Source organism: Methylobacterium oryzihabitans (genome assembly GCF_004004555.2).
GTDB lineage: Bacteria > Pseudomonadota > Alphaproteobacteria > Rhizobiales > Beijerinckiaceae > Methylobacterium > Methylobacterium oryzihabitans.
In genome coordinates this window covers 39698-65484 of record NZ_SACP01000033.1, presented here as the reverse complement: position 1 = coordinate 65484, position 25787 = coordinate 39698, and the positions used below count along the sequence as shown (strand labels likewise).

Annotated in this window: 17 protein-coding genes; 6 read left to right on the top strand and 11 right to left on the bottom strand. The window is 75.9% G+C overall.

The window, feature by feature from the left end; translation table 11 throughout:
• From EOE48_RS24120 to EOE48_RS24105, 4 genes are all read left to right on the top strand, one after another.
• On the top strand, window positions 1-3502 hold a 3502-nt coding region (locus EOE48_RS24120; protein ID WP_148239800.1), incomplete at its 5' end, for a DUF4132 domain-containing protein.
• A gap of 325 nt (window positions 3503-3827) precedes the next feature.
• Entirely contained in the window at window positions 3828-7643 is a 3816-nt protein-coding gene (locus EOE48_RS30315) for a DUF4132 domain-containing protein (RefSeq protein WP_127733436.1), read from the top strand.
• Window positions 7640-8785, top strand: a complete 1146-nt coding sequence (locus EOE48_RS24110; protein ID WP_127733435.1) for a VWA domain-containing protein — start codon at window positions 7640-7642, stop codon at window positions 8783-8785. Before EOE48_RS30315 ends, EOE48_RS24110 begins: the two co-directional genes overlap by 4 nt.
• Window positions 8786-8787: 2 nt before the next feature.
• Window positions 8788-10701 carry an SWIM zinc finger family protein gene (locus EOE48_RS24105; RefSeq protein WP_127733434.1) on the top strand — a complete coding sequence of 638 codons (1914 nt, stop codon included), beginning with the start codon at window positions 8788-8790 and terminating at the stop codon, window positions 10699-10701.
• 8 nt (window positions 10702-10709) lie between these two features.
• Here EOE48_RS24105 and EOE48_RS24100 read toward each other — a convergent pair whose 3' ends face one another.
• The 3 genes from EOE48_RS24100 to EOE48_RS24090 form a co-directional block, all read right to left on the bottom strand.
• Window positions 10710-11483 (bottom strand): SDR family NAD(P)-dependent oxidoreductase, encoded by a 774-nt coding sequence (locus tag EOE48_RS24100; protein WP_127733433.1) that lies wholly within the window; start codon window positions 11481-11483, stop codon window positions 10710-10712.
• Between the two features lie 67 nt (window positions 11484-11550).
• Window positions 11551-12966, bottom strand: coding sequence for an amidase (locus EOE48_RS24095; protein WP_127733432.1), 1416 nt, complete (start codon window positions 12964-12966; stop codon window positions 11551-11553).
• Between the two features lie 111 nt (window positions 12967-13077).
• Window positions 13078-13794 (bottom strand): MgtC/SapB family protein, encoded by a 717-nt coding sequence (locus EOE48_RS24090; RefSeq protein ID WP_127733431.1) that lies wholly within the window; start codon window positions 13792-13794, stop codon window positions 13078-13080.
• Between the two features lie 163 nt (window positions 13795-13957).
• Between EOE48_RS24090 and EOE48_RS24085 the strand changes: the two genes are divergently transcribed.
• Window positions 13958-14644, top strand: a complete 687-nt coding sequence (locus EOE48_RS24085; RefSeq protein ID WP_127733430.1) for a Crp/Fnr family transcriptional regulator — start codon at window positions 13958-13960, stop codon at window positions 14642-14644.
• On the opposite strand, the gene pdxR is transcribed toward EOE48_RS24085, so the two are convergent.
• Window positions 14641-16074, bottom strand: coding sequence for a MocR-like pyridoxine biosynthesis transcription factor PdxR (gene pdxR, locus EOE48_RS24080; protein ID WP_187371525.1), 1434 nt, complete (start codon window positions 16072-16074; stop codon window positions 14641-14643). The two genes, EOE48_RS24085 and pdxR, sit on opposite strands and share 4 nt — an antisense overlap.
• Before the next feature lie 96 nt (window positions 16075-16170).
• Between pdxR and EOE48_RS24075 the strand changes: the two genes are divergently transcribed.
• Complete coding sequence (locus EOE48_RS24075) at window positions 16171-17094, top strand: DMT family transporter (RefSeq protein ID WP_127733428.1); 924 nt, start codon at window positions 16171-16173, stop codon at window positions 17092-17094.
• A 290-nt stretch (window positions 17095-17384) separates the two neighbouring features.
• Here the strand turns inward: EOE48_RS24075 and EOE48_RS24070 are convergent, their stop codons facing one another.
• The 7 genes from EOE48_RS24070 to EOE48_RS24040 form a co-directional block, all read right to left on the bottom strand.
• Complete coding sequence (locus tag EOE48_RS24070) at window positions 17385-20546, bottom strand: ATP-binding protein (RefSeq protein ID WP_127733427.1); 3162 nt, start codon at window positions 20544-20546, stop codon at window positions 17385-17387.
• On the bottom strand, window positions 20543-21229 hold the full coding sequence (locus EOE48_RS24065; protein ID WP_127733426.1) for a hypothetical protein: 687 nt from the start codon (window positions 21227-21229) through the stop codon (window positions 20543-20545). Before EOE48_RS24065 ends, EOE48_RS24070 begins: the two co-directional genes overlap by 4 nt.
• Window positions 21226-22218, bottom strand: a complete 993-nt coding sequence (locus EOE48_RS24060) for an endonuclease domain-containing protein (RefSeq protein WP_127733425.1) — start codon at window positions 22216-22218, stop codon at window positions 21226-21228. Before EOE48_RS24060 ends, EOE48_RS24065 begins: the two co-directional genes overlap by 4 nt.
• Window positions 22219-22326: 108 nt before the next feature.
• Window positions 22327-23025 carry an ABC transporter ATP-binding protein gene (locus EOE48_RS24055; RefSeq protein WP_210249594.1) on the bottom strand — a complete coding sequence of 233 codons (699 nt, stop codon included), beginning with the start codon at window positions 23023-23025 and terminating at the stop codon, window positions 22327-22329.
• On the bottom strand, window positions 23022-23768 hold the full coding sequence (locus EOE48_RS24050) for an ABC transporter ATP-binding protein (protein WP_127733424.1): 747 nt from the start codon (window positions 23766-23768) through the stop codon (window positions 23022-23024). The genes EOE48_RS24055 and EOE48_RS24050 overlap by 4 nt, the downstream gene beginning before the upstream one ends.
• Complete coding sequence (locus EOE48_RS24045; RefSeq protein WP_127733423.1) at window positions 23765-24763, bottom strand: branched-chain amino acid ABC transporter permease; 999 nt, start codon at window positions 24761-24763, stop codon at window positions 23765-23767. Before EOE48_RS24045 ends, EOE48_RS24050 begins: the two co-directional genes overlap by 4 nt.
• The gene (locus tag EOE48_RS24040) at window positions 24760-25617 is read right to left on the bottom strand and encodes a branched-chain amino acid ABC transporter permease (RefSeq protein WP_127733422.1); all 858 of its coding nucleotides are present in this window, start codon (window positions 25615-25617) and stop codon (window positions 24760-24762) included. The genes EOE48_RS24045 and EOE48_RS24040 overlap by 4 nt, the downstream gene beginning before the upstream one ends.
• Between the last annotated feature and the right edge of the window lie 170 nt (window positions 25618-25787).

The following is a 25787-nucleotide window of genomic DNA, read 5'->3' as shown; positions in this document are numbered from 1 at the left end:
CGTCGCCGCCGCGCCGCTGCCGACCCGGACCCGGCCGGGCCCGCCGCTCGATCCGGCGGCCGACTGGACCGCCTTCGCTCGGCTGGTCCGCCCGCTCCTCGCCGCGGCCCCCGAGGCGGCCCGCCGCCAAGCCGACACCCTCGTGGCCCGGCTCGACCGCGAGCCGCCCGCCCCCGACGCCGCCGCGGCCCGTGAGTGGCTGGAGACGCTGCAGGCGGCCTGCCCGGCGATGGATCAGCGCCGCTGGGGCGATTCCCCCGACCGCCACGGCCCGGCGGCGCGGGCCGCCTTCGCGCATTTCGCCCGCTGGCTCGCCGGCCGCTCCGGCGCGGCGGTGCTGGTCGCGCTGTTCGACCGCCTGCGCCCGCGCCCGATGGGCACCTACGACACGATGCCGCCGTCGATCTGGGACGTCCCGACCACCACCGGCGTGCGCGCCGCCCTCGTGGCGGCGCCGGAGGCCGAGTACGACGCCGCGCTCGCCGCCGGCCTGCGCCTTCATGCAGCCGATCCGGGGCAGGACCTCGCGCTCTGGCTCGCCCACGTCCTCGCCGACGACCGGCCGGGCGCCGACCACGCCCTGCGCCCCGCCGCGGTGCTCGACCGCTACGGTGGGCCGCCCCCCTACTATCCCCACAGCCATGCCGCCGTGCCGCTGATCCTCGACCTGCCGCCCTCGCAGGCGGCGCCGTGGCGGGAGGCGGCGCACCACAAGGCCGGCCTCGCCACCTGCGACGTCCCCGTCGCCGAGGCCGCCGCGACCGCGGTCGACGTGGCGCGGGCGGCCGGCGAGCCGGCGACCGCGACGCTCGTGTGGCTGCTGCGCGACGCGGTCGGAGCCGACCGCACCACGGTCGCCAGGATCCTGCTCGACACCCGCGCCGACGACGCGCTCGCCGCGCTGCTGCCGTTCGTCGGCACCAAGCTCGTGCGCGACGCCCTCGATGCCGGCGATGCCGCTTTCCCGAACTGGATGCTGCAGGGCTACCTCGCGGCCCTGGAGGGGCGGGGGGAGGCCGCCTACGGCCCGCGGATCGCCGCCCTGGCCGGGCGCCACGGTGCCGAGGCGGCGCGCGCCTTCGCCGCGGAGGGCGGGCCGAAGCTCGCCGGGCGGCTCGACCGGCTGCTCGCCGAGGGCGACCGGCCGCAGGCGCCGCCCGAGGCGTGGCCGGCGCTCCTGCGCGACCCGCCCTGGCGGCGCAAGGCGACCGCGCGCGAGCGGATCGCGCTCGCCCTGACGCCGATCCCGACGCCGGTCGCCCACGGCTTCGCGGCGGACGCGGTGCTCGATCCCGACTGCTACACCTACCGCTCCGGCCACGTGGTCGCGGGCATGGACGACCTCGTGGCGGCGATCCGCGAGACCGAGGCCGCGGTGCATCACGATCAGGCCCTGCCCGCGCCGGACGAGCCGGTTCCGGAACCCGGCACGCCGCCGGATGCGGCCCTCGCCTGGCTCGGCCGCCGGCTGGACCCCGACGGCACGGTGTTCGTGCAGTTCTACTTCCACTACGGGCCGTGGTTCTCGGCCGTGGGCTGGCAGCCGGAGCCGCTGGCGCTGCTGCTGTGGTCGCGGACCGATTTCCTGCGCGCGCGCCACATCTACTGGCGCAAGGTCATCCCGCAGATGCTGGTGCGCTTCGGCGAGAGGGCGGTGCCGGGACTCGCGGCGGTGGTCGCCGCCGACCCCGCCGACCACCTGCCCCACGTGGCGACGGTGGACGCGGCCGGGCTCGCCCCGGTCGCGGCGCGGGCCTTCCTGCGCATCAAGAAGGCGCGACCGGCCGCCGCGGCGTGGCTGCGCGCCCATCCGGTCGCCGCCGCGCTGCGGCTCGTGCCCGACGCCCTCGGGCCCGCCGGCCCCGAGCGCGACGCCGCCGACGCGGCCCTGCGCTTCCTCGCCGCCGAGCCGGCGGGGCGGGCGGCCTTCGACGCGGCGCTCGCGGCCTACGCGGAGCAGGATCCGCCCGTGAGGGAGGCCGCCGCGAGCGGCGTCGACGGCGACCCGCTGGAGCAGGTGCCGGCCAAGCCGCCGAAGCTGCCGGCCTGGATCGTGCCCGCCGCCCTGCCGCGCCCGGTCCTGCGCGAGGGCGGCGCCCTGCCGGACGAGGCGGTGACGGTGGTCTGCGAGATGCTCGCCTTCTCGGACCCGCTCGTCCCCTATGCCGGCATCGCCCCGGTGCGGGCGGCCTGCACCACCGACAGCGTCGATGCCTTCGCGGCGGCCCTGTTCGAGGGGTGGCTCGCCGCCGGCGCCAACGCGGCCGGCGAGTGGACGATGCGGGCGCTCGCGCTCCTCGGCGGCGAGACCTGCACCCGCGCCCTGACCCGCCAGATCCGCGCCTGGGGGCAGGCCGGCCTCAAGCCCCGGGCCAAGGCCGGCATCGCGGTGCTGGCCGGGATCGGCAGCGATCTCGCGCTGATGAACCTCAGCGCCATCGCCGAGAAGAACCCGACGCTGCAACTGCGCGAGGCGGCGGGCGCCGCCATCGCCGAGGCGGCCGCGGCGCGGGGCCTCGACGAGGTCGACCTCGCCGACCGTCTCTCGCCCGATCTCGGCCTCGACACCCGGGGCGGGCTCGACCTGTCCTTCGGCGAGCGGCGCTTCCGCGTCGGCTTCGACGAGACCCTGCGGCCGTTCGTGCGCGACGCCGAGGGCCGGCGCCTCGCGGCCCTGCCGCGGGCGACCAGGGGCGACGATCCCGAGGCCGCCAGGGCGGCGGGCCGGCTCTGGGCCGGGTTGAGGAAGGACGCCGAGGCGGCGTCCCGGCTCCAGGTCACCCGGCTCGAGACCATGCTGGCGAGCCAGCGCCGCGTCGCTCCCGCCGTGTTCTGGCCGTTCTTCGCCGCGCATCCGCTGGTGCGCCACCTCGCCGGCCGCCTCGTCTGGGGGCTCTACGCCGACGCGGCGCCGACGACCCGGCCCGGCCTCGTCTTCCGGCTGGCGGAGGATCTCTCGCTCACCGATGCCGGGGATGCCGGCCTCGACCTCGACCTGGCCGCCGCCGAGGGCGTGGTCGGCCTCGTCCACCCGCTGCATCTGGAGCCGGACGCGCTCGCGGCCTGGGGAACGCTGTTCGGCGACTACGAGATCGCCCAGCCGTTCCTCCAGCTCGGCCGCGAAACCTACGCCTTCACCGCGGCCGAATCCGCCCGGGCCGAGACCGACCGCTTCGACGGGGTACGGGTCGCCGGACGCCGCCTGCGCGGCCTGCGCGGCCAGGGCTGGACCACCGACGCGGCGAGCGAGCACGTCCACGACGTGCGCCGCCCGGTGACGCTGCCGGACGGCACCGGCCTCGTCTGCGTGCTGAGCTTCGAGGACGGCTTCTGGCACAGCCCCGGGTCCGAGGGCGACGGGATCCAGACCCTGCGGGAGCTGCGGCTCACCGATGCCGGCTGGGGCGTGGCGGAGCGGCACCGCTTCCGCGACCTCGACCCGGTGACCGCGAGCGAGGTGCTGCGCACGCCGAGCCTGCTCGCGGCGGCGGGGGCGGAGTGACGGTGGGCGGAGTGACGGGGCCGGCGCGGTCTTCGCCCTCCCCCCTCTGCGGGGGAGGGTGCCCCACGGAGTGGGGCGGGAGAGGGGATGCCGCTTCCGGAAAGGTCGCGACCGTCATGGCGGGCGCCACGCCCGGCACCGTCCCGTTCCCCTCTCGGCGGGACCTCGTCCCGCTGCGCTCACTTCGTTCGCCACCCTCCCCCGCAGAGGGGGGAGGGTTCGCGTTGAGTTTGCAAGGTCTTGCACTGCCAAACGACGGACGCCTCGAAAAATAGTCCGTAATAACACTGCATAGAACCCATCCACACAGACACGAGGAGACGGCATGGAGCGCTACGAGCTGGTCGAGGGCACGTCCGCCAAGTTCTGGGAGGCCGGCATCGCCGGTACGACGCTGACGGTGCGCTTCGGGCGCATCGGCACCCAGGGCCAGAGCAAGGACAAGACCTTTCCCGATGCGGCCGCGGCCGTGAAGGAGAAGGACAAGCTCGTCCGCGAGAAGACCGCCAAGGGCTACACCCGGGCCGGGGACGGGACCGCCGCCGCTCCCGCCGCGGCGAGGGCCGCCCCCCAGCCCGCACCCGAGCCCGACCCCGAACCGCTGCCCGTCTCGCCCGAACCCGCACCGGCGCCCGCGCCCGCCGACGCCGCGGCCCCGGCCCCCTCGCGGGCGGTGTTCGACGGCACGCCGCTGCCGACCCGCCTGCGGCCCGGCCCGACGCTCGCTCCCGAGGCGGCGTGGGAGGTGGTCCATGGGCCGCTTGCCGGTCTGCTCGGGGAAGCGGAGCCCGCCCGCCTCGCCGGGCCGGTGCCGCCCGACGACCTCGCCGGATGGATCGCCTCCGTCGTCGAGGCCGCGGCCGGGGAGCAGAGGAACGGCCGCCGCGACGCCGGCCGCAGCGACGACACGCGCCGTGTCCTGGAAGCGGCCTTGTGCGCCCTCATCGGGCGCGGCGGAACCCTGGCGGCGGCGCATCTCGCCGACCGGATGCGGCCCGCGGCCAAGCCGCAGGGGCATTACCGCGACCTCGCCTGGGCCGATCCGGTCTGCCTCGCCCTGCGGGCCGCCCTCGTCCAGGCGCCGGAGGCCGACTACGACGCCGCGGTGGCGTTCCTCAACGAGCGGATCGCCGACTCCCACGATTGGCCGAGCGCCGCCGCCTTCGCGTTCGTCCTCGCCGACGACCGGCCGGCGCGGCACCCGCTGCAGCCGCTCGCCGTGCTGGAGGCGGCGCAGGCCGCCGGGATCGACGTGGCGGCGGACACGACCTTCCTGCCGCTGATCGCCGACGCCCCGCCCGAGGCGGCGGCGCACTGGCGCACCAAGCGGGGCTATCACCTGTACTTCGTCTACTGCGCCCTCGACGTGGCGGAGGCGGCCGCGACGCTGATCGCGGTGGCGGCCGCCGCCGGGCAGCCGGCCCTGCCGGCCCTCGACTGGCTGCTGCACTACGCCCTGGACGACCAGCGCCGGCCGGTGGCGCGGGCGATCCTGTCAACCGGCGAGGCCGGGGCACTCTCCCTCCTGCTGCCGCACCTGCACGAGAAGCCGGTCGCCGCCGCCCTCGACGCGGCTTTGGAGGCCGACCCGGCAGCGATCGTGCCGCGCTGCCTCGCCGCGCTCGCCGGCGGCCGGGCCGAGCCGGCCCTGCGCGCCCGGGTGGTGCGGGCTCTCGACGTCCACGGCCTCGACACGGTGCGCGGCTGGCTCGGCGAGGCCGGCGGCCGCAGCGCCGGCTTCCTCGACCGGCTCGCCGAGGCCCGCGCCGTGCCGCTCGCCCCGCGGGAGGAGTGGCCCCGGGTCCTGCGCGACCCGCCCTGGCGCGCCAAGGCGCGGCGCGCCGACGACCTCGTGCTCGACCTCGCGCCGCTGCCGACGCCGTTCGGGTTCGAGAAGCCCGACGCTCCGAGCGGCTACTGGCGGGGCCAGCGCGCCCGCATCCTCGACGCCATGACCGACCTGCCGGCCTTCGTCGACGAGGCCGAGGCGCACCGGCCCGACCAGGGCTGGGTCAAGATCCCGGCGCCCGACACCGCGCCGCCGCGTGGCGACCCCGACGCGCTGCTGGCCTGGCTCGGCGCGCGCATCGCGCAGATCGACCGCGCCTGCCGCTACTGGGTGCCCTCGCCCTATCACGGCCTCGTCGGCGGCCTGGAGAAGCAGCCGGAGGCGCTGGCCCTGGCGCTGTGGTCGCTCACCGGCGTGGTGGCCGGCCACGGCCACGTCTCGGAATGGCCGGCGATCGTCGCCACGATGCTCGACCGCTTCGGCGAGAAGGCGGTGCCGGGCCTCGTCGCCCTGGTCGAGACCGACCCGGTCCGGCTGCTGCCCTCCGTCCTCACCGTCGACGCCGCCGCGCTGGCGCCTTTGGCCGCCCGCGCGCTGGCCCAGCTCAAGAAGGCCCGCGAGCCGGCGCTGGCGTGGCTGCGCCGCCACCGCCGCACGGCGATCACCCGGCTCGTCGCGGACGCGGTCGGCAGGCCCGGCCCGGCGCGCGACGCCGCCGAGCACGCCCTGCGGTTCTTTGCCGCCGACCGCCCGGACGGTCGCGCCGAGATCGACGCCGTCACGGCCCTGTACGCGGACCGCGAGCCGCGCGCCGCGGAGGCGGTGGCGCAGGGGCTCGACCGCGACCCGCTCGCCCGGGTGCCGGCGAAGGTCGGCAAGCCGCCGGCCTGGATCGTGCCCGGGGCGCTCACCCGGCCGCGCCTGACCGAGGGCACCGCCCTGCCGGACGAGGCGGTGCTGGCTTTGTGCGAGATGCTGTCCTTCACCAATCCCGACGCGGTCTATGCCGGCGTGCCGATGGTGCGCGCGGCCTGCACCCGCGATAGCCTCGCGGGCTTCGCCTGGGACCTGTTCTCCGCCTGGACCGCCGCCGGCACGCCGTCGAAGGACGGCTGGGCCCTGCGGGCGCTCGGCTGGTTCGGCGACGACGGCACGGCGCGCGACCTCACCCGCCTGATCCGGCGCTGGCCCGGCGAGGCGGCGCACGCCCGCGCCGTCACCGGCCTCGACGTGCTGGTCGACATCGGCTCGGACGTGGCGCTGATGAACCTCAACGGCATCGCCGAGAAGCTGAAGTTCAAGGGCCTGCAGGAGAAGGCGCGCCAGAAGATCGCGCAGCTCGCCGAGGCCCGCGGCCTGTCGCCGGAGGAACTCTCGGACCGGCTCGCCCCCGACCTCGACCTCGACGAACGCGGCGGCCTCGACCTCGATTTCGGCACGCGGCGCTTCCGCGCCGGCTTCGACGAGGCGTTGAAGCCCTGGGTCAAGGACGCCGCCGGCCAGCGGCTCAAGGACCTGCCCAAGCCGACCAGGGCCGACGATGCCGACAAGGCCGCCGCCGCCACCGCCCGCTGGGGCGCGCTGAAGAAGGACGCCCGCGCGGTGGCGAGCCTCCAGGTGGCACGGCTGGAGGCGATGCTCGCGACCTCGCGGCGGGTGCGGCCCGCCGTGTTCGGTCCGTTCTTCGCCGCCCACCCGCTGGTGCGCCACCTGACCCAGCGCCTCGTCTGGGGCGTCTTCGCCGACGCCGACCCGCGCACCGCTCCGACCCTGGCCTTCCGGGTCGCGGAGGATCTCGGCTTCACCGATTCCGGCGACGAGCTGGTCGCGATCGACCTCTCCGAGGAGGCTGCCGGGCTGATCGGCCTCGTCCACCCGCTGCATCTCGAGGCGCAAGCGCTCGCCGCCTGGGGCGCGCTGTTCGGCGATTACGAGATCGCCCAGCCGTTCCCGCAGCTCGCCCGCGAGACCCACGCCTTCACCGAGGCCGAGCGGGCGGCCGCGACCACGACGCGGTTCGAGGGCGTCGTCGTCGAATCGAAGCGCCTGCGCGGCCTGGCGTCCCTCGGCTGGCCGCTCGGCGAGAAGCAGGACCACGGCGACATCCATTGGGTCGACCACGCCTTCGCGTATCCCGACGGGGCGGCCGGCACCGCCTTCCTGCGCTTCGAGGATTGCCTGTTCACCGGCGCCCCCGACTTCGAGGACAGCGAGCAGACCCTCGGCGAACTGACCCTGGACCGGCCGTGGAGCCGCGAGCCGGGCCGGCGCACCTTCGGCGACCTCGATCCGGTGACGGCGAGCGAGTTGCTGCGCGGCCCGAGCCTGCTCGCCGGGACGCGGCTGCGATGAGCCTCGACCCGGCGACGCGCTGGCGCCTCATCCTCGGCGAGGCGGCGGACTCGGCCTGCGCCGGGGCCGGCTGCCGGCTCGACGGCCGCGCCGCGGCGATGGACCGGGCTCTCGACTGGCTCTACGGCCGCGACGCCGGGGGCGAGGAGCGCGGGGTGCGCCGGCAGGGTGTGGACCGCCACGGCGGCCGCGAGGGCTCGGCGCTGACGGTGCCGGGCTGGATCAACGAGGTCCACACGCTGTTCCCGCGCGAGACGATCGAGCGGCTGGAACGCGACGCGATCGAGGTCTACGCCATCGACGACGTGGTGACGAACCCGGACGTGCTCGCCCGGGTCGAGCCGAACGAGACCCTGCTGAAGGCGGTGCTGCGCACCAAGCACCTGATGACGCCGGACGTGCTGGTGATGGCGCGCCGGCTGGTGCAGGAGGTGGTGCGCCGCCTGATGGAGAGCCTCGCCCGCGACCTCGCGGTGGCGTTTTCCGGGGTGCTCGACCGGCGCCGCCACACCCGGCTGCCCGGCGCCCGCGACCTCGACCTCCACCGCACCATCCGCGACAACCTGCGCCACTACGACCCCGAGCGGCGGCGCATCACCGTCGAGCGGCTGCACTTCTTCGCCCGCAACCAGCGCCGGATGCGGCCCTGGCAGGTGATCCTGCTCGTCGACCAGAGCGGATCGATGCTCGATTCGGTGATCCACGCCTCGGTGATGGCGGCCTGCCTGTGGCGGCTGCCGGGGGTCGAGACGCATCTGGTCGCCTTCGACACGTCCGTCGTCGACCTCACCCGCGACTGCGACGACGCCTGCGAGATGCTGATGAAGGTCCAGCTCGGCGGCGGCACCGACATCGGCCGGGCGGTCGCCTACGCGTCGGGGCTGATCACCGCACCGGAGCGGGCGGTGGTGGTGGTGGTCTCGGACTTCTACGAGGGCGCGAGCGAGGCGGTGCTGGTCGCCCGGGTGCGGGCGCTGACCGGCCAGCGCACGAAGGTCCTGGGCCTCGCCGCCCTCGATTCGCAGGCCCGGCCCGACTACGACCGGGCGATGGCGCAACGGCTGGTCGAGGCCGGCGCCGAGATCGCCGCGATGACGCCCGGAGAACTCGCCGGCTGGCTCGCGCAGGTGATCCGGAGTTGAGAATGCCCCGCGCCGACCTGCTCGCCCTCACCGACGACGGCCTGACCCAGCTCGCCAATGCCGGCCTCGTCAAGCGCGCCCTGCGCGAGGTCGCGGCCGGGCAGGGGCCGGTGCTCGCCGAGGAGGCGGACGGCACCGTCGCGGCGCGTTTTTCCGATGGAACGGTCACCCGCCTGCCCCCCGGCCGGCCGCCCGGCGAGGCGGCCTGCACCTGCCCGGCGGGCGGGATGTGCCGCCACCGCGTCGCGCTGGTGATCGCCTACCGGGCCGAGGCGGTCCCGGCGGACGCGGACCCGACGCCGGGAAGCGCCGCGCCCTGGGATCCCGGCGGGCTCGAGTCCGCCGCGTTCGAGGCCGGGCTCGGGCCGTCCGGGGCCGCCGAACTGAAGCGCCTGCTCGCGGCGGGCGTCACGGTCGGGCTGGAGTACGGGCCGGTCCCGGCGGCGCGGCTGCCGACCGCGAGCGTGCGCTTCCTCGTGCCCGGCGAGACCGGCTACGCGCGCTGCGACTGCGCCGCCGGCGGCGGCTGCGCCCACGTCGCGGTGGCGATCCGCGCCTTCCGCGCCGCGTCCGGCGCCGCGGAGATCCGGCTCGGCGGCGCCCACGAGGCCGCCCCGGCCGACGACCTCGCCGGGGCGGTCGAGCGGCTGGTCGCCGGCCTGATCGAGGCCGGGGTCGCGGCCGGACCGGAGGCGCATGGCGACGCCCTCGACCGGCTCGGGCGCGCGGCGGCCGCCCGCGGCGCCACCCAGGTCCTGCTGGCGCAGGCCGACCTCGCCGGGCAGCTCGCGGCCTATGCCGGGCGCAGCGCCGCCTACGACGAGGCCGTGGTGCTGGCGCTGGCCACCGAGCTGATCGCCCGCACCCGGGTCGGCGACGCCGCCGCGCTCGGCCTCGGCCAGCCCTACGAGACCGCGATGGGCAAGACCCGGCTGGTCTCCCTCGGCGCCCGCCTCGTCGCCCGCGGGCGGGGTGCCGTGGCACGGGTGGCGCTCGCCGACACCGATACCGGCGCGACCCTGGCGCTGGAACGCGACTTCGCCCCGGCGGAGGACGAGGCCGGCTTCGTCGCCGGCCTGCCCGGCCGCCTGCTGGCGCCCGGCCTGCCGCTCGCCGGCACCGGGCGGGGCCAGATCCTCACCAGCGTCGCCCGCCGGCGCGCCGACGGGCTGCTGGCGCTGGGCCAGGGCGCCCGCGGGCGCACCGCCCTGCTGCCGCGGGACGCGATCCTGCGGCTGCCGGCGCCGCTCGCCGCCCCCGATCTCGCGGCGATCCGCGACCGGCTGGCGGCGCGGTCGCCGGGCTTCCTGCGCCCGCGCGACCGGCTCGACGCCTTCCACGTCGTTCCGGTCGGCGAGGTGCTGGGTCAGGCGTGGTCGCCCGGCGCCCAGCTCTGGCAGGCGGCGGTGGCCCTGCCGGGGGAGGGCGGCACGCTCCACCTCGCCCGCGCCCACGACCGCGCGGCGCCGGGGGCGCTCGACGCGCTCGCCGCCGCCTTCGCCGGCCGGTGGGGAGCGGTGCGGCAGGTCGCCGGCCCGATGGGGATCGAGGGCGGCGCCCTGGTCTGCGATCCGTGGTCGGTCGGCACCGACCGCCTCGTCGTGCCGGATCTCGAAGCGCCCGACGCGCCCGCGACCGCGGTCGCGCCGGCCCCGGCGGCGGGATCCTCGCTCGTGGACGAGGCCGCTTCCCTGCTCGCCGGGGCGCTCCATGCCGGGCGGCGCGCCTTCGCGGCGGCCTCCGGCGCGGGCGCCCCGCGCCTCGTCGCCGACCTCACGGCCTCCGGCCACGCCGCCACCGCCGCGCGGCTGTCGGAGGCGCTGGCGGCCCGGGGCGACGGCGCGGTGGCGGCCTTCGCCCGCGCCGCCCTGTGGGTCGCGGCGATGGCGGAGGATCCCGGCCCGGAAGCGTCGTGAGCGACGGCCTACGCCCCGCCCCAGTTCATCGTCAGGCCGCCATCCATGGTCCAGGTCTGGCCGGTGACGTAATCGCCGTACTCGGAGGCGAGGAACAGGGCGAGGCGGGCGATCTCGATCGGCTCGCCGGCCCGGTGCCACGGGATCTCCTTGAACGACGCCTCGCGCTTCTGCGGGTCGTCGAGCCGCTCCTGGGTCATCGGCGTCGCGATCAGCCCGGGGGCGATGTTGTTGACGTTGATCCTGTCCTCCGCCAGCTCGACCGCGAGGCTGCGGGTGAACGAGCCGATCCCGGCCTTCGACATGCCGTAGGGGGCCGAGTTCGGGGTCGGCAGGTGCTGGGCCACCGACGAGATGGTGACGATGCGCCCGCGCCCGCCCGCCGCCTTGCGCAGGCGCACGAAGGCCCGGGCGCAGTGCAGCGGCCCCTTCAGGTTGGTGTCGAGGATCAGCGCGAGCTGGTCGTCGGGCAGGTCGGCGACCGGGGTCTGCGCGCCCATGCCCTTGCCGGCGTTGTTGACCAGCACGTCCGGCGTGCCGAGTTCGGCCGCGACCCGGGCGAACAGCGCGTCCACCGCCGCCGGGTCGCGCACGTCGAGCTGCGCCACCAGGGCCCGGCGCCCGGCCGCCTCGACCTGCCGGCGCGTCTCGGCCGCGCCGGCCTCGTCGGTGTGGTAGGTGATGCAGAGGTCGGCGCCGGCCTGCGCGAACAGCACCGCCGTCGCCTGGCCGATGCCGGAATCGGCGCCGGTCACCACGGCGATCGTTCCGTCGAGCTTCATCTCGGGGGTGTCTCCTGTCGGCCGGCAACGTGCGGTCGACGCCGCCGTTCCGGCCCGGAGGCCCCGGCTACCCGGCGTGCGTCACCTGCGGCGCCTCGCGCAGCGACCACGGCCGCGCCGCCTCGAAGGCGCGCGAGGCGGCGAGCACCCGCGCGTCGGCGCCCTTCGGGCCGACGATCTGCAACCCGACCGGCAGCCCGGCCCGGGTCAGCCCGCACGGCACCGTCGCGCCCGGCTGGCCGGTGAGGTTGAACGGGTAGGTGAACGGGGTCCAGTTGAGCCAGTCGTCGCCGAAGCGGCCGTCCGGCGGCGTCAGGTGCCCGGCGGCGAAGGCCGGCGTCGCCAGCGCCGGGGTGAGCAGCAGGTCGTAGCGCTCGTGGAAGCGGGCCATCGCGGTGTAGAGGGCGCCGCGGGCGCCGAGCGCCGCGACGAAGTCGGCCGCCGCGATCCGGCTGCCGGATTCGGCCACCGCCCGGAAGCCCGGCTCCAGGTCCCCGCGCCGCGCCTCGGGCACCGCCCGCATCACGCACCACGCACCGACGTGCCAGATGCCGTTGAGGGTGTCGATCGGGTCGGCGAAGCCCGGATCGGCCTCCTCGACGGTGGCGCCGAGTTCCGCGAAGGCCCGTGCCGCCGCCTCGGTCAGCGCCGCCACCTCGGGATCGACGCCCTCGGCATAGCCGAGCCGCGGGCTCCAGGCGATGCGCAGGCCCCGCACTCCGTCCTCCAGGCCGGCGCGGTACTCCGGCGGCGCGTCGCGCTCGGCCAGCATGTCGCGCGGATCGGGCTGCGCCATCACGCCGAGCATCAGGGCGGCGTCGCGCACCGTGCCGGTCATCGGACCGAGATGCGAGACCGGCGCGAAGGGCGAGGGCGGGAAGGCCGGGACGCGGCCGTAGCTCGGCTTGAGCCCGTAGATGCCGCAGAACGCCGCCGGAATCCGGATCGAGCCGGCGCCGTCGCCGCCGATATGCAGCGGCCCGAGATTGAGCGCCGCCGCCGCCGCGGCCCCGGCCGACGATCCGCCGGTGGTGGTCGAGGTGTCGTGCGGGTTGCGGGTGATGCCGGTGAGCGGCGAGTCGCCGAGCCCCTTCCAGCCGAATTCCGGCATCGTGGTGAGGCCGAACGGGATCGCGCCGGCCTCGACGAGGCGGTCGACCACCGGGGCGCTCTCGGCCACCGGCGCCTCGGACGAGGTGCGCGAGCCCCGCCGCGACGGGTGCCCGGCCCAGGCGACGTTGTCCTTGACCGTCACCGGCACCCCGTCGAGGGGGCCGGCGGGGTTGCCCGCGGCCCAGCGCGCCTCGGAGGCGGCGGCCGCCGCCAGGGCCGCCTCGGGCGCGAGCCGCACGAAGGCGTTGACCGCCGGCTCGTGCCGCTCGACCCGGGCGAGCACGTCGGCCATCACCTCGCGCGGCGACAGGCTGCGGTCGCGGTAGCGGGCGAGGAGGGCGGTCGCGTCGAGCTGCCAGATGCCGGTCATGTCGTCTCCCCGAACCCCGAGCCGGCGCCGCGGCCCGGCCTGAGCCTGCGACCTTAGCGGGATCCGGGCCAGCCCGTCATGCGCCGGCCGGGGAGCGGGCGCGCGTCGGGCTCAGTCGCTGTTGCGCGCGGCCCAGGTGGCGTGGCGGACCTCGGTCCGGCGCTCCAGGGCGGCGACCACCGCGTCCAGTTCCGCCGGCTCGACCGCGGTGCTGACCAGCGTCGCGACGAGCTCCGACTCGTCGGGGCCGCGCTCCTCGACCTCGACCTCGCTCACCGGGTAGTGCGCCGCCTCGAGCTGGTCGGTGAGCACGTCGCGCAGCGCGGCGACCTGGTCGTCGCCGGCGGTGACCCGGACCTCGTAGGTCGCCTCGGTCAGGCGCTCGTCGATCGGGGCGCGGTTGATGGCGTTGACGAGCGGCCGCAGCAGCGTGTTGCCGGCCAGCACCACCACCGCGACCATCACCGCCTCGGCGGCGAGGTCGGCCCCCGCGAACGCCCCGACCGCCGCCGAGCACCACAGCGTCGCGGCGGTGTTGAGGCCGCGGACGTTGGTGCCCTCCTTCATGATCGTGCCGGCGCCGAGGAACCCGACGCCCGACACGACGTAGGCGATGATCCGCACCGCGCCGTCGGGGCCGGTGAGCCGCATGCCGAGATCGACGAAGGCGGCGGCGCCGACCGCCACCAGCACGGTGGTGCGCAGGCCCGCGGTGCGCTGGCGGTACTGCCGCTCGGCCCCGATCAGCGTGCCGAGCACGAAGGCCAGCACCACGCTCACCACCGAATCGAGGAACGTCCAGGGCTGGAACGCCACCACCACCGCCATGCCGCCGGATCCTCACGCCACTGCCGAGCGTGCCCGGTTAGCCGGCATCGTCGTCGTTTCGATGACAGATGGGCGTCCCGCATCCCCGGCCGATCCCGCCGCGACCCTGGCAAGCCCGGCCGGACCGTGGCAGAACAGCCACGGCGCGGCGGGGGTTTCGGCAATGGGGCGGCTAGCGGTTTTTCCGTTCTTCAAGGATCCGGGCATCGATCTCGGCCCGTTCGAGGCCCGCTGCATCTGGCGCCGCTTCGAGCCGAACGAGATCCTGGTCGATTTCGACGACGCGTCGACCGACGTGTACTTCCTCGCCACGGGCGAGGTCCGGATCCTCAACCGGACCCAGTCGGGCAAGGAGGTGATCCTCGGCGAGATGCGCGGCGGCGAGTTCTTCGGCGAGCTGGCGGCGATCGACGGGGTCAGCCGCTCGGCCAACGTCACGGCGCTGACGCGGGGCGAACTCTGCGTCGTGCCGGCGGGGGTGTTTCGCCAGATCGTGTTCGCGGCGCCGCCGATCGGCGAGCGGCTGCTGCGGCTGCTGGCCAAGCGCGTGCGGATGCTCAACGCCCGGCTGATGGAGCACGCGGTGCTCGACCTGCGCCACCGGCTCTACGCCGAGTTGCTGCGCCTGTCCTCGCCGCGGGCCGGCGCCGACGGCGAGCGGGTGGTGACCCCGCCGCCCTACCACCACGTGCTCGCCGCCCGCATCGGCTGCCGCCGCGAGCAGGTAACGCGCGAATTCACCACCATGGCCCAGGAGGGCCTCGTCGACCGCACCCGCGGCGCCCTGATCCTGCGCCGGCCCGACCTGCTGGAGGCCCGGGTGGCGGAGGCGCTGCGGGAGGACGGTTAAGCGTCGCGCAGGGCCGCGTCGAGCCGGGCGACCGCCTCGGTCAGTTCCGCCGGCCGCCATGCGGCGAAGCCGAGCAGCAGGCCGGCCGCGTCGCCCGGCGGGCCGGCATGGAGCCGCGACAGCGCCAGGACGTCGAGTCCGCGCGCGCCGGCCCGCGCCGCCGCCGCGGCATCGGCGGTGCCGTCGCGCAGGCGCGCCAGGACCTGAAGCCCGCCGGCCGGCGCCTCGACCGCGATCCGGTCGCCGCAGGTCTTCCGCAGGGCCGCGACGAGGTGGTCGCGCCGTTCGCGGTAGAGCCGCCGCGTCCGGCGCAGATGCGCGCGGTAGAGGCCGCGCCCGAGGAACAGCGCCAGGGCCTCCTGGACCTGGGGCGCCGCGGTCAGGCCGAGATGGCGCTGCGCCGCCAGGGCCACGGGCAGCAGGGGCCGCGGCACCACCATGTATCCGACCCGCACGGCCGGGCTCGTCGCCTTGGCGAAGGTGCCGGCATAGATCGCGCGATCGGCCCCGGTCAGCGCCTGGAGCGCCGGGACCGGCGCCCCGTCGAAGTGGAACTCGCCGTCGTAGTCGTCCTCGAGGATCAGCGCCCCGGCGGCGTCGGCGGCGCGCAGGAGGTCGCGCCGGCGCGCGACCGGCATCAGGCACCCGGTCGGGAACTGGTGCGAGGGCGTGACGACGACGAGCTTCGGAACCGGGCTGTCCCGGGGCAGGGTCAGCCCGTGGGCGTCGACCGGCACCGGGACCACCCGGGCTCCGGCGGCGGCCAGGGCCTCGCGGATCCCCGGATAGCCCGGCTCCTCGATCCAGGCGGGATCGCCCGGATCGAGGACGAGGGCGGCGACGAGGGTCAGGGCCGCCCGGGCGGTCGGCAGGATCACGACCCGATCGGGCTCGGCCCGCACGCCGCGCTGCGCCGCGAGGTGGTCGCGCAGGCCCGCCTGGAGCGCCGGGGCGTTGGCGGCGGGGGGGCCGGCCGGGCTGCGGCGGGCCGCGTCGCGCAGGCAGCGCGCCCAGGCCGCGTGGGGGAATTCCCGCGGGTCGCCGAATCCGGTGCGGAACGGCCGCAGCGTCGCGGAGGCGGGCGCCGGCGGCAGCGCGGCGGCCCAGGCCGACAGGCGGGGCATCGCCGCGGCGCCCGCCGGTGGCCGTCCCGGGACGGGGCCGGCGAGGCCCGTCCCGGGCGCGACGACCGGCCGGCAGCCCTGGCGCACCACGAGGTAGCCCTCCGCCGCCAGTTGCCCGAAGGCGGCCGTGACGGTGTTGCGCGAGACCCCGAGATCGTCGGCGAGCCGCCGGCTCGACGGCAGCATCGTGCCGGGCGCGAGGGCGCCCCCGGCGACCAGCCCGCGCAGCCGGGCCGTGAGGGCCTCGGCGAGGCCTTGCGTCCGCGGCAGATCGTGCCCCAGCAGGTCGGCCAGCACCGCACTCATCCGCTGGCCCTCCGGAATGGATGGAACTGAGCCTCGGCGAGGATCCAGCCGGCACCCTACGGCAACGGTCGTTCGGAATCACCCCGAGGACCGGCCATGGACCCTGCTCCCTCCCGCCTCCGTGCCTTCGCCCTGCTCGCCCTCGTCGTGGGCGCCTGGGGCTGCAACTGGCCGGTGACGAAGCTGCTGGTCGAGACCGTGCCCCCGCTCTGGGTCACCGCCTCGCGATGCTGGATCGCCTTCGCTGCCGTGCTGGCGATGCTCGCCGCCTCCGGCGCGCTGATCCGCCCGCCGGCCGGCGATTGGCCGGCGCTCCTCGGCACCGCGCTCCTGCACATGGTCGGGTTCTCGACCCTGTCGGCGGCCGGCCTCGCGGTGCTGCCGGCGAGCCAGGCGATCGTGCTCGGCTACACCACGCCGCTCTGGGTCGCGCTCGCGGCGCCGCTCGTCCTCGGCGAGGCGATGCGGCCGGGCCACCGCCTCGGCGTCGGGCTCGGGCTGGTCGGGCTCGCGGTGCTGCTCAACCCGGTCGCGGTCGACTGGTCGCGTCCCGACACCGCCGGCGGCATCGGCCTCGTCCTCGCGGCGTCGCTGTGCTGGACGGGAAACATCCTGCTGATCCGCTCCCGGGCCTGGACCGCGCGCCCGTTCCAGTTGCTCGTCTGGCAATTGCTCCTCGCCGCCTGCGTCCTGACCGGGCTCGCCGTCGCGGTCGAGGGCGCGCCGCGCTTCGCCTGGACCGGGCGGACCGGTCTCCTGCTCGCCTTCAGTGGGCTGGTGGGCACGGCGCTCGGCTACTGGGCGATGTCGGTGGTCAACCGCGGCCTGCCCGCCCTCGCCACGGCGCTCGGCCTCACGGCGACGCCCGTGGTCGGCATCGCCTGCGCCGGGCTGGCTCTCGGCGATCCGCTCACGCCGCCGCTGGTGGTCGCGGCGACGCTCATCGTCGGCGGGATCGCGGCCAGCAGCGTGGCCGGGCGGCGGACCGCCCCGAGACCGCCGCCCGCAATCCGGAGGTGATACGATGTCCGGACGTTTCGTTCCGGGAATCGTATCACAAGCCCGCGCGGTGGAGCCGAAGGCTCCACACGCATGAGCGAAGTCGATGTCCGCATCGCGAAACGGTCCCGCAGGAATCGCCAGAAGCGATCAATCGGAAATCGTATGAGGTCGGTCGATCGTCTCTGGAGGCCGGAGGGGGCGTCCCGACGGCGAACGGGTTCACGGCGTTGGCGGGCCCCCGACCCCGCGGGCGGGATCGCCCATGCGACGGCGGGCCTGCCGTCATCGCGCGCGTCCGGGGACCGGGCTCAGGGCGGGGCCGCCCGGAGCCCGGCCGCGATCGCCGAGCGACGGGCCTGCGCGGCGACCTCCTCGGGCGTCGGCGGGTTGGCGGGGTGGTGGCTGAGGCAGAGCGGCGTCCGCAGCTTGGCCGGGCGGCCCGAATTCTCGGTCGAGAAGTAGAACTCGCCCATGGCGAGCCGCCCGATATCGGCGGCGCTGCCGCCGTTCGCCGCCATGATCTCCTGCGCCGCCGAGATCGTCGCCGGGGCGCTCTGGCGGCCGAAGAACTGCGTCGTGCAGTTCGACACGATCTGGTTGTGGATGCCGCGCGGCACCTGCGTCGCCACGATCATCCCAAGCCCGTACTTGCGCCCCTGCGCCACGAGCTTGATGCCGCTGCCGAGGCTCGGGACGCCGCGCCCGGAGGGCAGGAAGGTCTGGGCCTCGTCGACGACGTAGAGCATGCCGCGCGGCGAGGGATTTTTCTTGATCCAGCCGAACAGCGCCATCTGGAGCCGGTTGACGAAGTCCTCGCGCGCCGCGTCGGAGGCCAGCCCCGACAGGTTGACGACCGAGACCCGGGTGCGGGCCGGGTCGGGCCCGTGGAACAGCAGCGCGGGATCGAGGACCGCGCCCTCGACCTTCAGCAGCGGGTTGGTGGCGACCGCGGCGTAGAGCTGGTCGGCCATGGCGGCGGCGAGCTTCTGCGCGTTGCCGATCCGGCTGACGCCCTCCGGCAGGTCGGCGAGCAGCGCGGTGAGGTCCGCGAGATTGCCGCCGCCGCGGCCGGCGAACAGCCGCAAAGCCTCGGCGAGCACGCCCTTCTGGAGCGGCTTCGACGCGCCCGCGAGGGGGCCGAGGGTCTCGGCCGCCATCTCGATCGCCTGATCGCCCTCGTCGCGGTCGTCGCCGAACCCGGCGAAGTCGGGCAGCGGCGACAGGAACAGCGGGTTGCCGGCGTGGCGGCCCGGGGTCCAGACCACGACCTCGACCGCGGCCCGGTAGCGCGCCGCCTTGGCCTCGTCCTCGGGGGTGAAGGTCTTCGGCGTCTCCGGCCACGCATCGCCGAGGCGCGACAGGTCGTTGTTGGGATCGACCACGATCGCCGGGATGCCCGACAGCGCCGCCTCCTCGACCAGCCGCCGCAGCAGCACGGTCTTGCCCGAGCCCGAGCCGGCGATGATCGCGGTGTGGCGCGGCAGCAGCCGGAGCGGCAGCGTCACCGCCTGTGCCTCCGGCGTCAGGCGGTGCCCGACCGGGATGGCATCGGGCGCCGGCTCGGCCGGCGGTGGGGCAGGGGGAGCCGTCCGCCGGGGCGGCGGCTCCGGAGCGGCGGGCAAATCGGGCACGACCGTCTCGACGGCATCCGGCTCTCCCGCGTCCCTCGCCCCCGCCCGCGGTTCGGCGAGGCCGATCTGGCGGAAGAACTCCGTCGCGAGGAGCGGCTGCCGGCCGCGCAGCCAGCGCTCGAACCGGTCGAACTCGCCGGCCTCGGTGGCGCGCTCGCGCAGGGTGCGCAAGGCCACGAAGGTGCGCAGGTCGTCGTCGGACGGATCGACCAGCCGGCCGCCCGCCGCCGCGAAGGCGTCGAAGAGCTGCTTCGTCTTGGCGCCCGTCGGCACCGGGCCGCGGCGCACCAGCACCAGTTCGCGCCCGGGGATGCGGGTCGAGATCCCCGACGCGGTCAGCGCCGCCCGCAGCCGGGCCTGGAACGCGATCGCGTTGCGGTGCTGGAGCGCGCGGTAGCAGACGTGCCGCTCGCGGTCGTTCTCGTCGCGGTAGGTAAAGGTCAGGCGGCCGTGCAGCGGCGGGATCCGCTGCTCGGGCTCGCCCTTGCTGGCGACGTCGCAGGAATCGTCCGGGTCGTCCTCCAGGGCGTAGAGGTCGAAGGTCGCGCGCAGCAGGTCGCCGAGGCCGCCGTCGTCGCCGTCGAGCAGGCCGCCGATCTCGGCGACCCGGCGCTCGCCGTCGAGGTCGAAGATTGGGGGCGGCGTGACGAAGCGCGTATCTTTCGTCCGGTCGATGAGGCTGTCGCAGGCGGTCACCGCGTCCCCGGCGAGGCAGTCGCGGCGGAACGCGTCGCAGCGCATCAGCAGGGTGCGGGGCATCACGCCGTGGGCGGCGGCCTCGGCGATGGCCCGGTCGGTATAGGGCCAGGTCGGGCTCGACGGCGCGAACCCGGCCTCGCGATAGGCCGGCGCCAGCCGGTCGCGGATCAGCGCCGCCGCCGCCATCCGGTCGTTCATGCCCTGGAGGGCGACCGGTCTCTCGAACCGCTGCTGCGCCGAGCGCAGCCCGCGTTCCTCGATGCGCGTCCACGAATCCTGCAGGCAGGTGACGACCGTCATGCCGCGGCCGCCGACGTCGTGGAGTTCGAGCAGGCCGGCGGCCAGCACCTCGGTCAGGCTCGCGGCGCCGTCGAGGTCGTCGCCGAGGGCGATCCGGCTCGCATCGACCACGCCGTCGATCTGGTCGAGGGCGACGAGGGTCGGTCCCGACAGCCCCATGATCCACGACAGGCCGCGCACCACCTCGACCGGGGCCGGCGGCGGGCTGCGGAAGCCGAGCTTCGCCCGCTCGGCCGGGTCGGCGTCGTAGCCCTGGAGCCACGCATGGGCGAGGCTAACGGTGTCGAAGTCGCCGGCGCGCAGGAGGCAGAGGGCGCGGAACACGTCCTGATGGCCGAGCGCCCGGGCCGAATCATCGCGCATGAGCGCGCGGACCAGGATGTCGACGATCCGGCGGACGTCGATGTCGGGGGTGTTGAACGCCTCCTCGACCTGCCGCTCGACGTTGAAGCGGCGGGCGACGCCGGCCAGCACGGCGTCGGATTGTCGGCGCCCGTCCGGCATCGACTTCATCAGCGCGCCGACGAAGCTGAGCGCGGCGCTGCGCCAGAAATCGGTCAGCCCGAGCACGTCGAGCATCACGAACCAGCCGCCCGAGGCCCAAACCTCGCGCCGGATCTGGCCGACGAGGTGGGTCTTGCCGATGCCGGACTGGCCGAGGAGGACGCGGCCGGCCACGCGCTGCCCGGTGTCGCGGGCGCCGTCGTGCAGGGCGGCGGCGATCTGCGGCGCGAGGGCGTCGTTCGGCCCGCCGGTCGGCGCGACGTCGAGCCAGACGCTGTCGAGGGTGCGCACCCAGTCGAAGTTGACCCGGCGCAGGGCGTCGAGGGCGGTGCTCATCGCTGGATCCAGATCAGGTGGAAGGGTTCGCCGGCCGGGTCGTAGGCGGCCGCGCGCTCGGCCGCGGTCAAGGCCTTCGGGTCGGTGAGCTGGCTCAGCCGGGCGGTCGGGTCGCCGCGCAGGATCGCGGCGAGCCCGGCATCGACGGCAGCGCGGTCGAGGTCGGCGAGCTTTTCGCGCAGGGCGCTCAGCCGGATGGCCCGGGCGGTCTCGCCGCCGGTCAGCGCGAGATAGGCCGCCTCGATCCGCGCGCGGATTTTCGCCGGCGCCCGAGCGCCGTCGGGCGGTGCCGCCTTCGCCTTGCGTGAGCCGCCCGACGCCCTGCGCCGCGGCCGGGAAGGCGGCGGGGCCTCCGGCTCGGGCGGGGAGCCGACGAACTCGGCGAGCGTGACGCCCGCGGCGTCGAGGTGCCGGCGCACCCGCGCCAGCCAGTCCTGGAGCACGCGGTAGTTCGGCGGCAGCGGCGCGTCGGCATGCTCGCCGGCCCAGCGCCAGCCCTTGTCGGCCACCGTGAGTCGGAACGAGCGCCCGGCCCGCTCGACCGTCAGGAAGCGCCCCGCGACCAGGGCCTCGCGGTCGGCCTTCTCGACCCGCGGCAGGATCTCGCTCTGCAACGCGGTGCCCTGGCGGCCGAGCAGGCACCACAGGACCAGCGCCTGCTTCGGCGTCGGCGTCTCGCTCATCGGGTCCGGTCCTCCCCCGGGGCTCGCAGCCGGACCACCGCGCGGATCTTCTCGATCGCCCGGGGCAGGTCGGCCTCGACCTCGTCGTTGGTGATGCGCAGCACGAGGTAGCCCGCCACCAGAAGCTCGTAGTCGCGGTGGCGGTCCTCGGCGAATTTCTGCGGCGTCCGGTGCTCGGGGCCGTCGAGTTCCACGACGACCCGGTGCGCGCGGCAGACGAGGTCGACGCGGACGCTGCCGCCCCAGGCGCCGACCGGCACCGGCGTATTGCCGGCGAACAGGCCGGCGAGTTCCGGGTCGCCGTGCAGGGCCGCCTCGACCCGCCGCTCGGCGAGGCTGGCGTGGTGCGCCCGCGAGCGCGGCGCGATGAACCGCGCGGCGGCCGGCACCGGCGCGTGGCGGACCTCGTGGGCGCCGTAGAGGATGCGCGGATAGGGCGGCTCCTCCGGCGGAGCCGAGGGCAGGGCCGCCACGACGGCGGCGCCATGGCCGGCGCACCATTCCAGCGCCTCGATCACCGGCGCGGCGCGGACGGGGGCCGCCGGATCGACCTCGGCGACCAGGACGACGCCCGAGGCGTCGATGACCGCGAGCAGCTCGGCGAATTCCAGCGTCGCCGGCAGCCGGCGGAACCGCGGCGGTCGCCCGGCCCCGGCCCGGCGCGCGGCGGAGTCACGCCAGGACGCGGACAGGGCCGAACCCGACGCCCCCGCCTCGTGCCAGTGCGGCCAGCGCGCGAGCGCGAGGTCGGCGAGGTCGTCGAGGATGCGCTCGAGGATCGCCGCGGTGGTGGACAGATCCTCGACCGCGAGCAGGAGCACGCCCCGCAACCCGTCTCCGTCCGCCGCCAGGATCTCGCCGAGCCGGTCGCGCCCGAGACCGATCAGCGACAGCCGCTCGCCGCCCGCGAGGCGCTGGACGCGGTCGGCCAGTTCGGCCGGAGCGATCTGCGGCCGGGCCGGCGGGTCGGGACGGACAGGCGAGGGCAAGTCGAGACCGCAACCTGGGGTAGGAGACCGCTACTCCCATTTCATAAGGCGGGTCCCGCGCAAAGACAAAGCCGGAATGATCCAACCGGTCGCAGTCCGGCAGGCCCGTCACAACCCGGTCAGTTCCACGATCCGGGCCGGGTCGGCGAGCAGGGCGGCGCTGCCGGCCCGGGCGACGATGCGGCCGCGGTCCATCACCACCGCGTGGCCGGTGAGTTCGAGGGCGTCGGCGGCGTGCTGCTCGACCATCACCAGGGCGAGCCCGGTGCCGGCGAGTTCGCGGATCGCGTCGAGCACCACGTCGACCATCACGGGGGCGAGGCCCTCCAGCGGCTCGTCGAGGAGCAGCAGGTCGGGATTGAGCATCAGGGCGCGGCCGAGCGCCAGCAATTGCTGCTCGCCGCCCGAGAGCTGCCAGCCCTGGTTCGCCCGGCGCTCGGCGAGGCGCGGCAGCAGGGCGTAGACCCGGGCGAGGTCCCAGGGGCCGGGCCGGGCGGCGACCTCCAGGTTCTCCTGCACGCTGAGCGTGCGGAAGATGCGCCGCTCCTGCGGCACCCAGCCGAGGCCGAGCCTCACCCGCTCGGCGGCCGGCAGCCCGGCGACGTCGCGGCCGCGCCACAGGATCCGGCCGGCGGTGCGGTCGGTCAGGCCCATCAGCGTGCGGATCAGCGTCGTCTTGCCGACGCCGTTGCGGCCGAGCAGCGCCAGCCCGCCGCCCTCGGGGATCGCGAGGTCGATCCCGTCGAGGATCGTCGCCCGGCCGTAGCCGGCGGTGACGCCCTCGACGGCGAGCAGCGGCGGGCTCACGCGCGCCTCCGGCCGAGATAGGCCTCGCGCACCGCCGGATCGGCCGCGACCTCGGCCGGGCTGCCCTCGGCCAGCACCGCGCCGCCGGCCATGACGGTGACCGTGCGGGCGAAGCGGCGCACGAGGTGCATGTCGTGCTCGATGAACAGCAGGGCGAGGTCGGCCGGCAGGGTTTCGAGCACCTCGAACAGCCGCGTGCTCTCGCCGGCCGGGACGCCGGCGGCGGGCTCGTCGAGGAGCAGCACCCGCGGCCGGCCGGCGAGCGCGAGCGCGATCTCCATCACGCGCTGCTGGCCGTAGGCCAGGGTGCCGAGGGGCCGGCCGGCCTGGGGCAGGGCGCCGAGCCGGCCGAGGATCTCCGCCGCCTCGTCGCGGCGCCCGCGCCGGGCCAGCGGTCGCAGGCAGCGCCAGGTCAGCCCGTCGCGCTCGGCCAGCGCCAGCGCCACCGCCTCGAAGGCGGTCATCTCGGGAAACAGCGACGTGACCTGGAAGGTGCGGCCGAGGCCGCGCTTGACCCGGGCCGGCACGGATGCGCGGGTGATGTCCTCGCCATGCAGCCGCACCCGGCCGCGATCGGGGGCGAGCGCCCCGGTGAGCAGCGACACGAAGGTGGTCTTGCCGGCGCCGTTGGGGCCGATCAGGGCATGGCGGGCGCCGGCCGGCAGGACGAGGTCGACGCCTGACACGGCGTGGAGCGAGCCGAAGCTCACCGACAGGCCCTCGGAGGCGAGCGCCGCCGTCACGATTCGCCCCCGGCGGCGACGCGGGTCCCAGTGGCACGGTGCAGACGCGGCAGCCGGCCGTGCAGGCGCCGGGCCACGCCGCCGAGGCCGCCCGGCACCACGAGCACGGTCAGCATCATCGCGGCGCCGAGCCAGCCGGTCCAGTAATGCGGGCTCAGCGCCGACAGCCAGTCCCGGGCCGCCATGTAGACCAGGGCGCCGACGAGGCCGCCGTAGCGCCCGCCGGTGCCGCCGAGGCACAGCACGATCAGCACCTCGGCCGAGCGGTGGAAGCTCAGGCTCTCCAGCGCCACCGACTGCGTGGTCTGGGCGAGCAGGGCCCCGGCGATGCCGGCGAGCACCGCCGCGACGACGAAGCCCTGGATCAGCCGCCGGCGCCCGTCGGTGCCGAGCGCCGCCATCCGGGCCGGGTTCTGCTTCAGCCCGCGCAGGGCGTAGCCGAACGGCGAGGCGGCGAGGCGAGTGTAGAACAAAAACCCCGCCGCCAGCACCGCGAGCGCGTAGCCGTAGGCGGTGAAGCCGTAGAGGTCGAATGGGAACAGGCCGAGCACCGGGCTCAGATCGAAGCCGCTGAGGCCGTCGTCGCCGCCGGTGAGGACGCGGGCGCGGCTCGCCGCCTCGTGCAGCATCAGCCCGAGGCCGAGCGTCACCATGAGTTGCGCGAGGCCGTGGACCCGCACCACCAGCGGTGCCACCAGGGCGGCAGCGAGGCCCGCGACGAGGCCGCCGGCGGCGAGGCCGGTCAGCGGCTCGCTCCAGCCGTGCAGCGCCAGCAGGGCGGCGGCGTAGGCGCCGAGCCCGAAGAAGGCGGCGTGCCCGAGGGAGACCAGTCCGGCATGGCCGACCAGAAGGTCGAGGGAGAGGGCGAACAGCGCCAGGATCGCGATCTGCGAGCCGAGGAGGACGTGGTCGGGCGCGATCCACGGCAGCGCCGCGAGGGCGAGCCAGGGCAGGATCTCGGCCGGATGGACCCGGCGCGGGCCGAGTGTCGTCATGCGCGCAGGACCCCGTTCGGCCGCCAGACCAGGGCGGCGACGGCGAGCCCGTAGACCGCGAAGGCGCCGATCTCCGGCAGGTAGTACTTGCCGGCGACGTCGACGAGGCCGACCGCGGCCGCGGCGAGGAACGATCCCGTGACGGTGCCGGCGCCGCCCATGCAGACCACGATGAGGAAATAGGCGAGGTACTTCAGCGGGAAGGTCGGGTCGAGGCCGAGCACCGGCACCGCCAGCGCGCCGCCCAGCCCGGCGAGCCCGGCCCCGAGGGTGAAGGTGAGGGCGAACAGCCGCCCGACCCGGATGCTGACGCCGCCGGCCATCTCGGCATCCTCGACCGAGGCCCGCACCAGGGCGCCGATCCGGGTGCGCTCCAGCCCGAGCGCCAGCGCGAGGGCGACCGCGACGCCGAGCCCGATCAGCACGAGGCGGTAGAGCCCGACCCGCACCCCGCCGAGATCGACCTGCCCCTGGAGGAAGCCCGGCAGGTCCGCCGGCTGCTGGCCGGCACCGAAGGCCGCGGTGGCGGCGGCGATCCAGACATAGACCAGCCCGACGGTGAACAGCACCTGATCCAGCGGGCTGCGGCCGTAGAGGCGGCGAAACAGCAGCCGCTCCAGCACCACTCCGCCGACCGCCGCGGCGAGCGCCGCCAGCGGCAGGGCGAGCAGGAACGGCACCCCGGCGCGGGACATCGCCAGGGCCGCGACGTAGCCGCCGCCTGCCGCGAAGGCGCCGTGGGCGAGGTTGACGAGCCCCATCAGCCCGAGCGTCACCGCGAGCCCGACGCTCATCAGGAACAGCAGCATGCCGTAGGCGAGGCCGTCGAACACGACCACCGGCAGGCCCGTCATCGAGGATGCTCCGTCATGGACAAGTTGGATGGTCGCTCATCGGGGAGGCTGCGGCTGATTCCGAGGATCTGCGGGTTTCGACACGGGCGGGGGTTCCGCTCTCCCATTCGCACCAGCAGATTCACACATCGCCGAACGAGGCGCGAGGAGAACGCGCGCAATCCGTTATA

Excerpts from the sequence above, each read along its gene's own strand:
- EOE48_RS30315 (WP_127733436.1), top strand. The coding sequence starts at position 3,828 with ATGGAGCGCTACGAGCTGGTCGAGGGCACGTCCGCCAAGTTCTGGGAG.
- EOE48_RS24110 (WP_127733435.1), top strand. The coding sequence starts at position 7,640 with ATGAGCCTCGACCCGGCGACGCGCTGGCGCCTCATCCTCGGCGAGGCG.
- EOE48_RS24105 (WP_127733434.1), top strand. The coding sequence starts at position 8,788 with ATGCCCCGCGCCGACCTGCTCGCCCTCACCGACGACGGCCTGACCCAG.
- EOE48_RS24100 (WP_127733433.1), bottom strand. The coding sequence starts at position 11,483 with ATGAAGCTCGACGGAACGATCGCCGTGGTGACCGGCGCCGATTCCGGC.
- EOE48_RS24095 (WP_127733432.1), bottom strand. The coding sequence starts at position 12,966 with ATGACCGGCATCTGGCAGCTCGACGCGACCGCCCTCCTCGCCCGCTAC.
- EOE48_RS24090 (WP_127733431.1), bottom strand. The coding sequence starts at position 13,794 with ATGGCGGTGGTGGTGGCGTTCCAGCCCTGGACGTTCCTCGATTCGGTG.
- EOE48_RS24085 (WP_127733430.1), top strand. The coding sequence starts at position 13,958 with ATGGGGCGGCTAGCGGTTTTTCCGTTCTTCAAGGATCCGGGCATCGAT.
- pdxR (WP_187371525.1), bottom strand. The coding sequence starts at position 16,074 with ATGAGTGCGGTGCTGGCCGACCTGCTGGGGCACGATCTGCCGCGGACG.
- EOE48_RS24075 (WP_127733428.1), top strand. The coding sequence starts at position 16,171 with ATGGACCCTGCTCCCTCCCGCCTCCGTGCCTTCGCCCTGCTCGCCCTC.
- EOE48_RS24070 (WP_127733427.1), bottom strand. The coding sequence starts at position 20,546 with ATGAGCACCGCCCTCGACGCCCTGCGCCGGGTCAACTTCGACTGGGTG.
- EOE48_RS24065 (WP_127733426.1), bottom strand. The coding sequence starts at position 21,229 with ATGAGCGAGACGCCGACGCCGAAGCAGGCGCTGGTCCTGTGGTGCCTG.
- EOE48_RS24045 (WP_127733423.1), bottom strand. The coding sequence starts at position 24,763 with ATGACGACACTCGGCCCGCGCCGGGTCCATCCGGCCGAGATCCTGCCC.
- EOE48_RS24040 (WP_127733422.1), bottom strand. The coding sequence starts at position 25,617 with ATGACGGGCCTGCCGGTGGTCGTGTTCGACGGCCTCGCCTACGGCATG.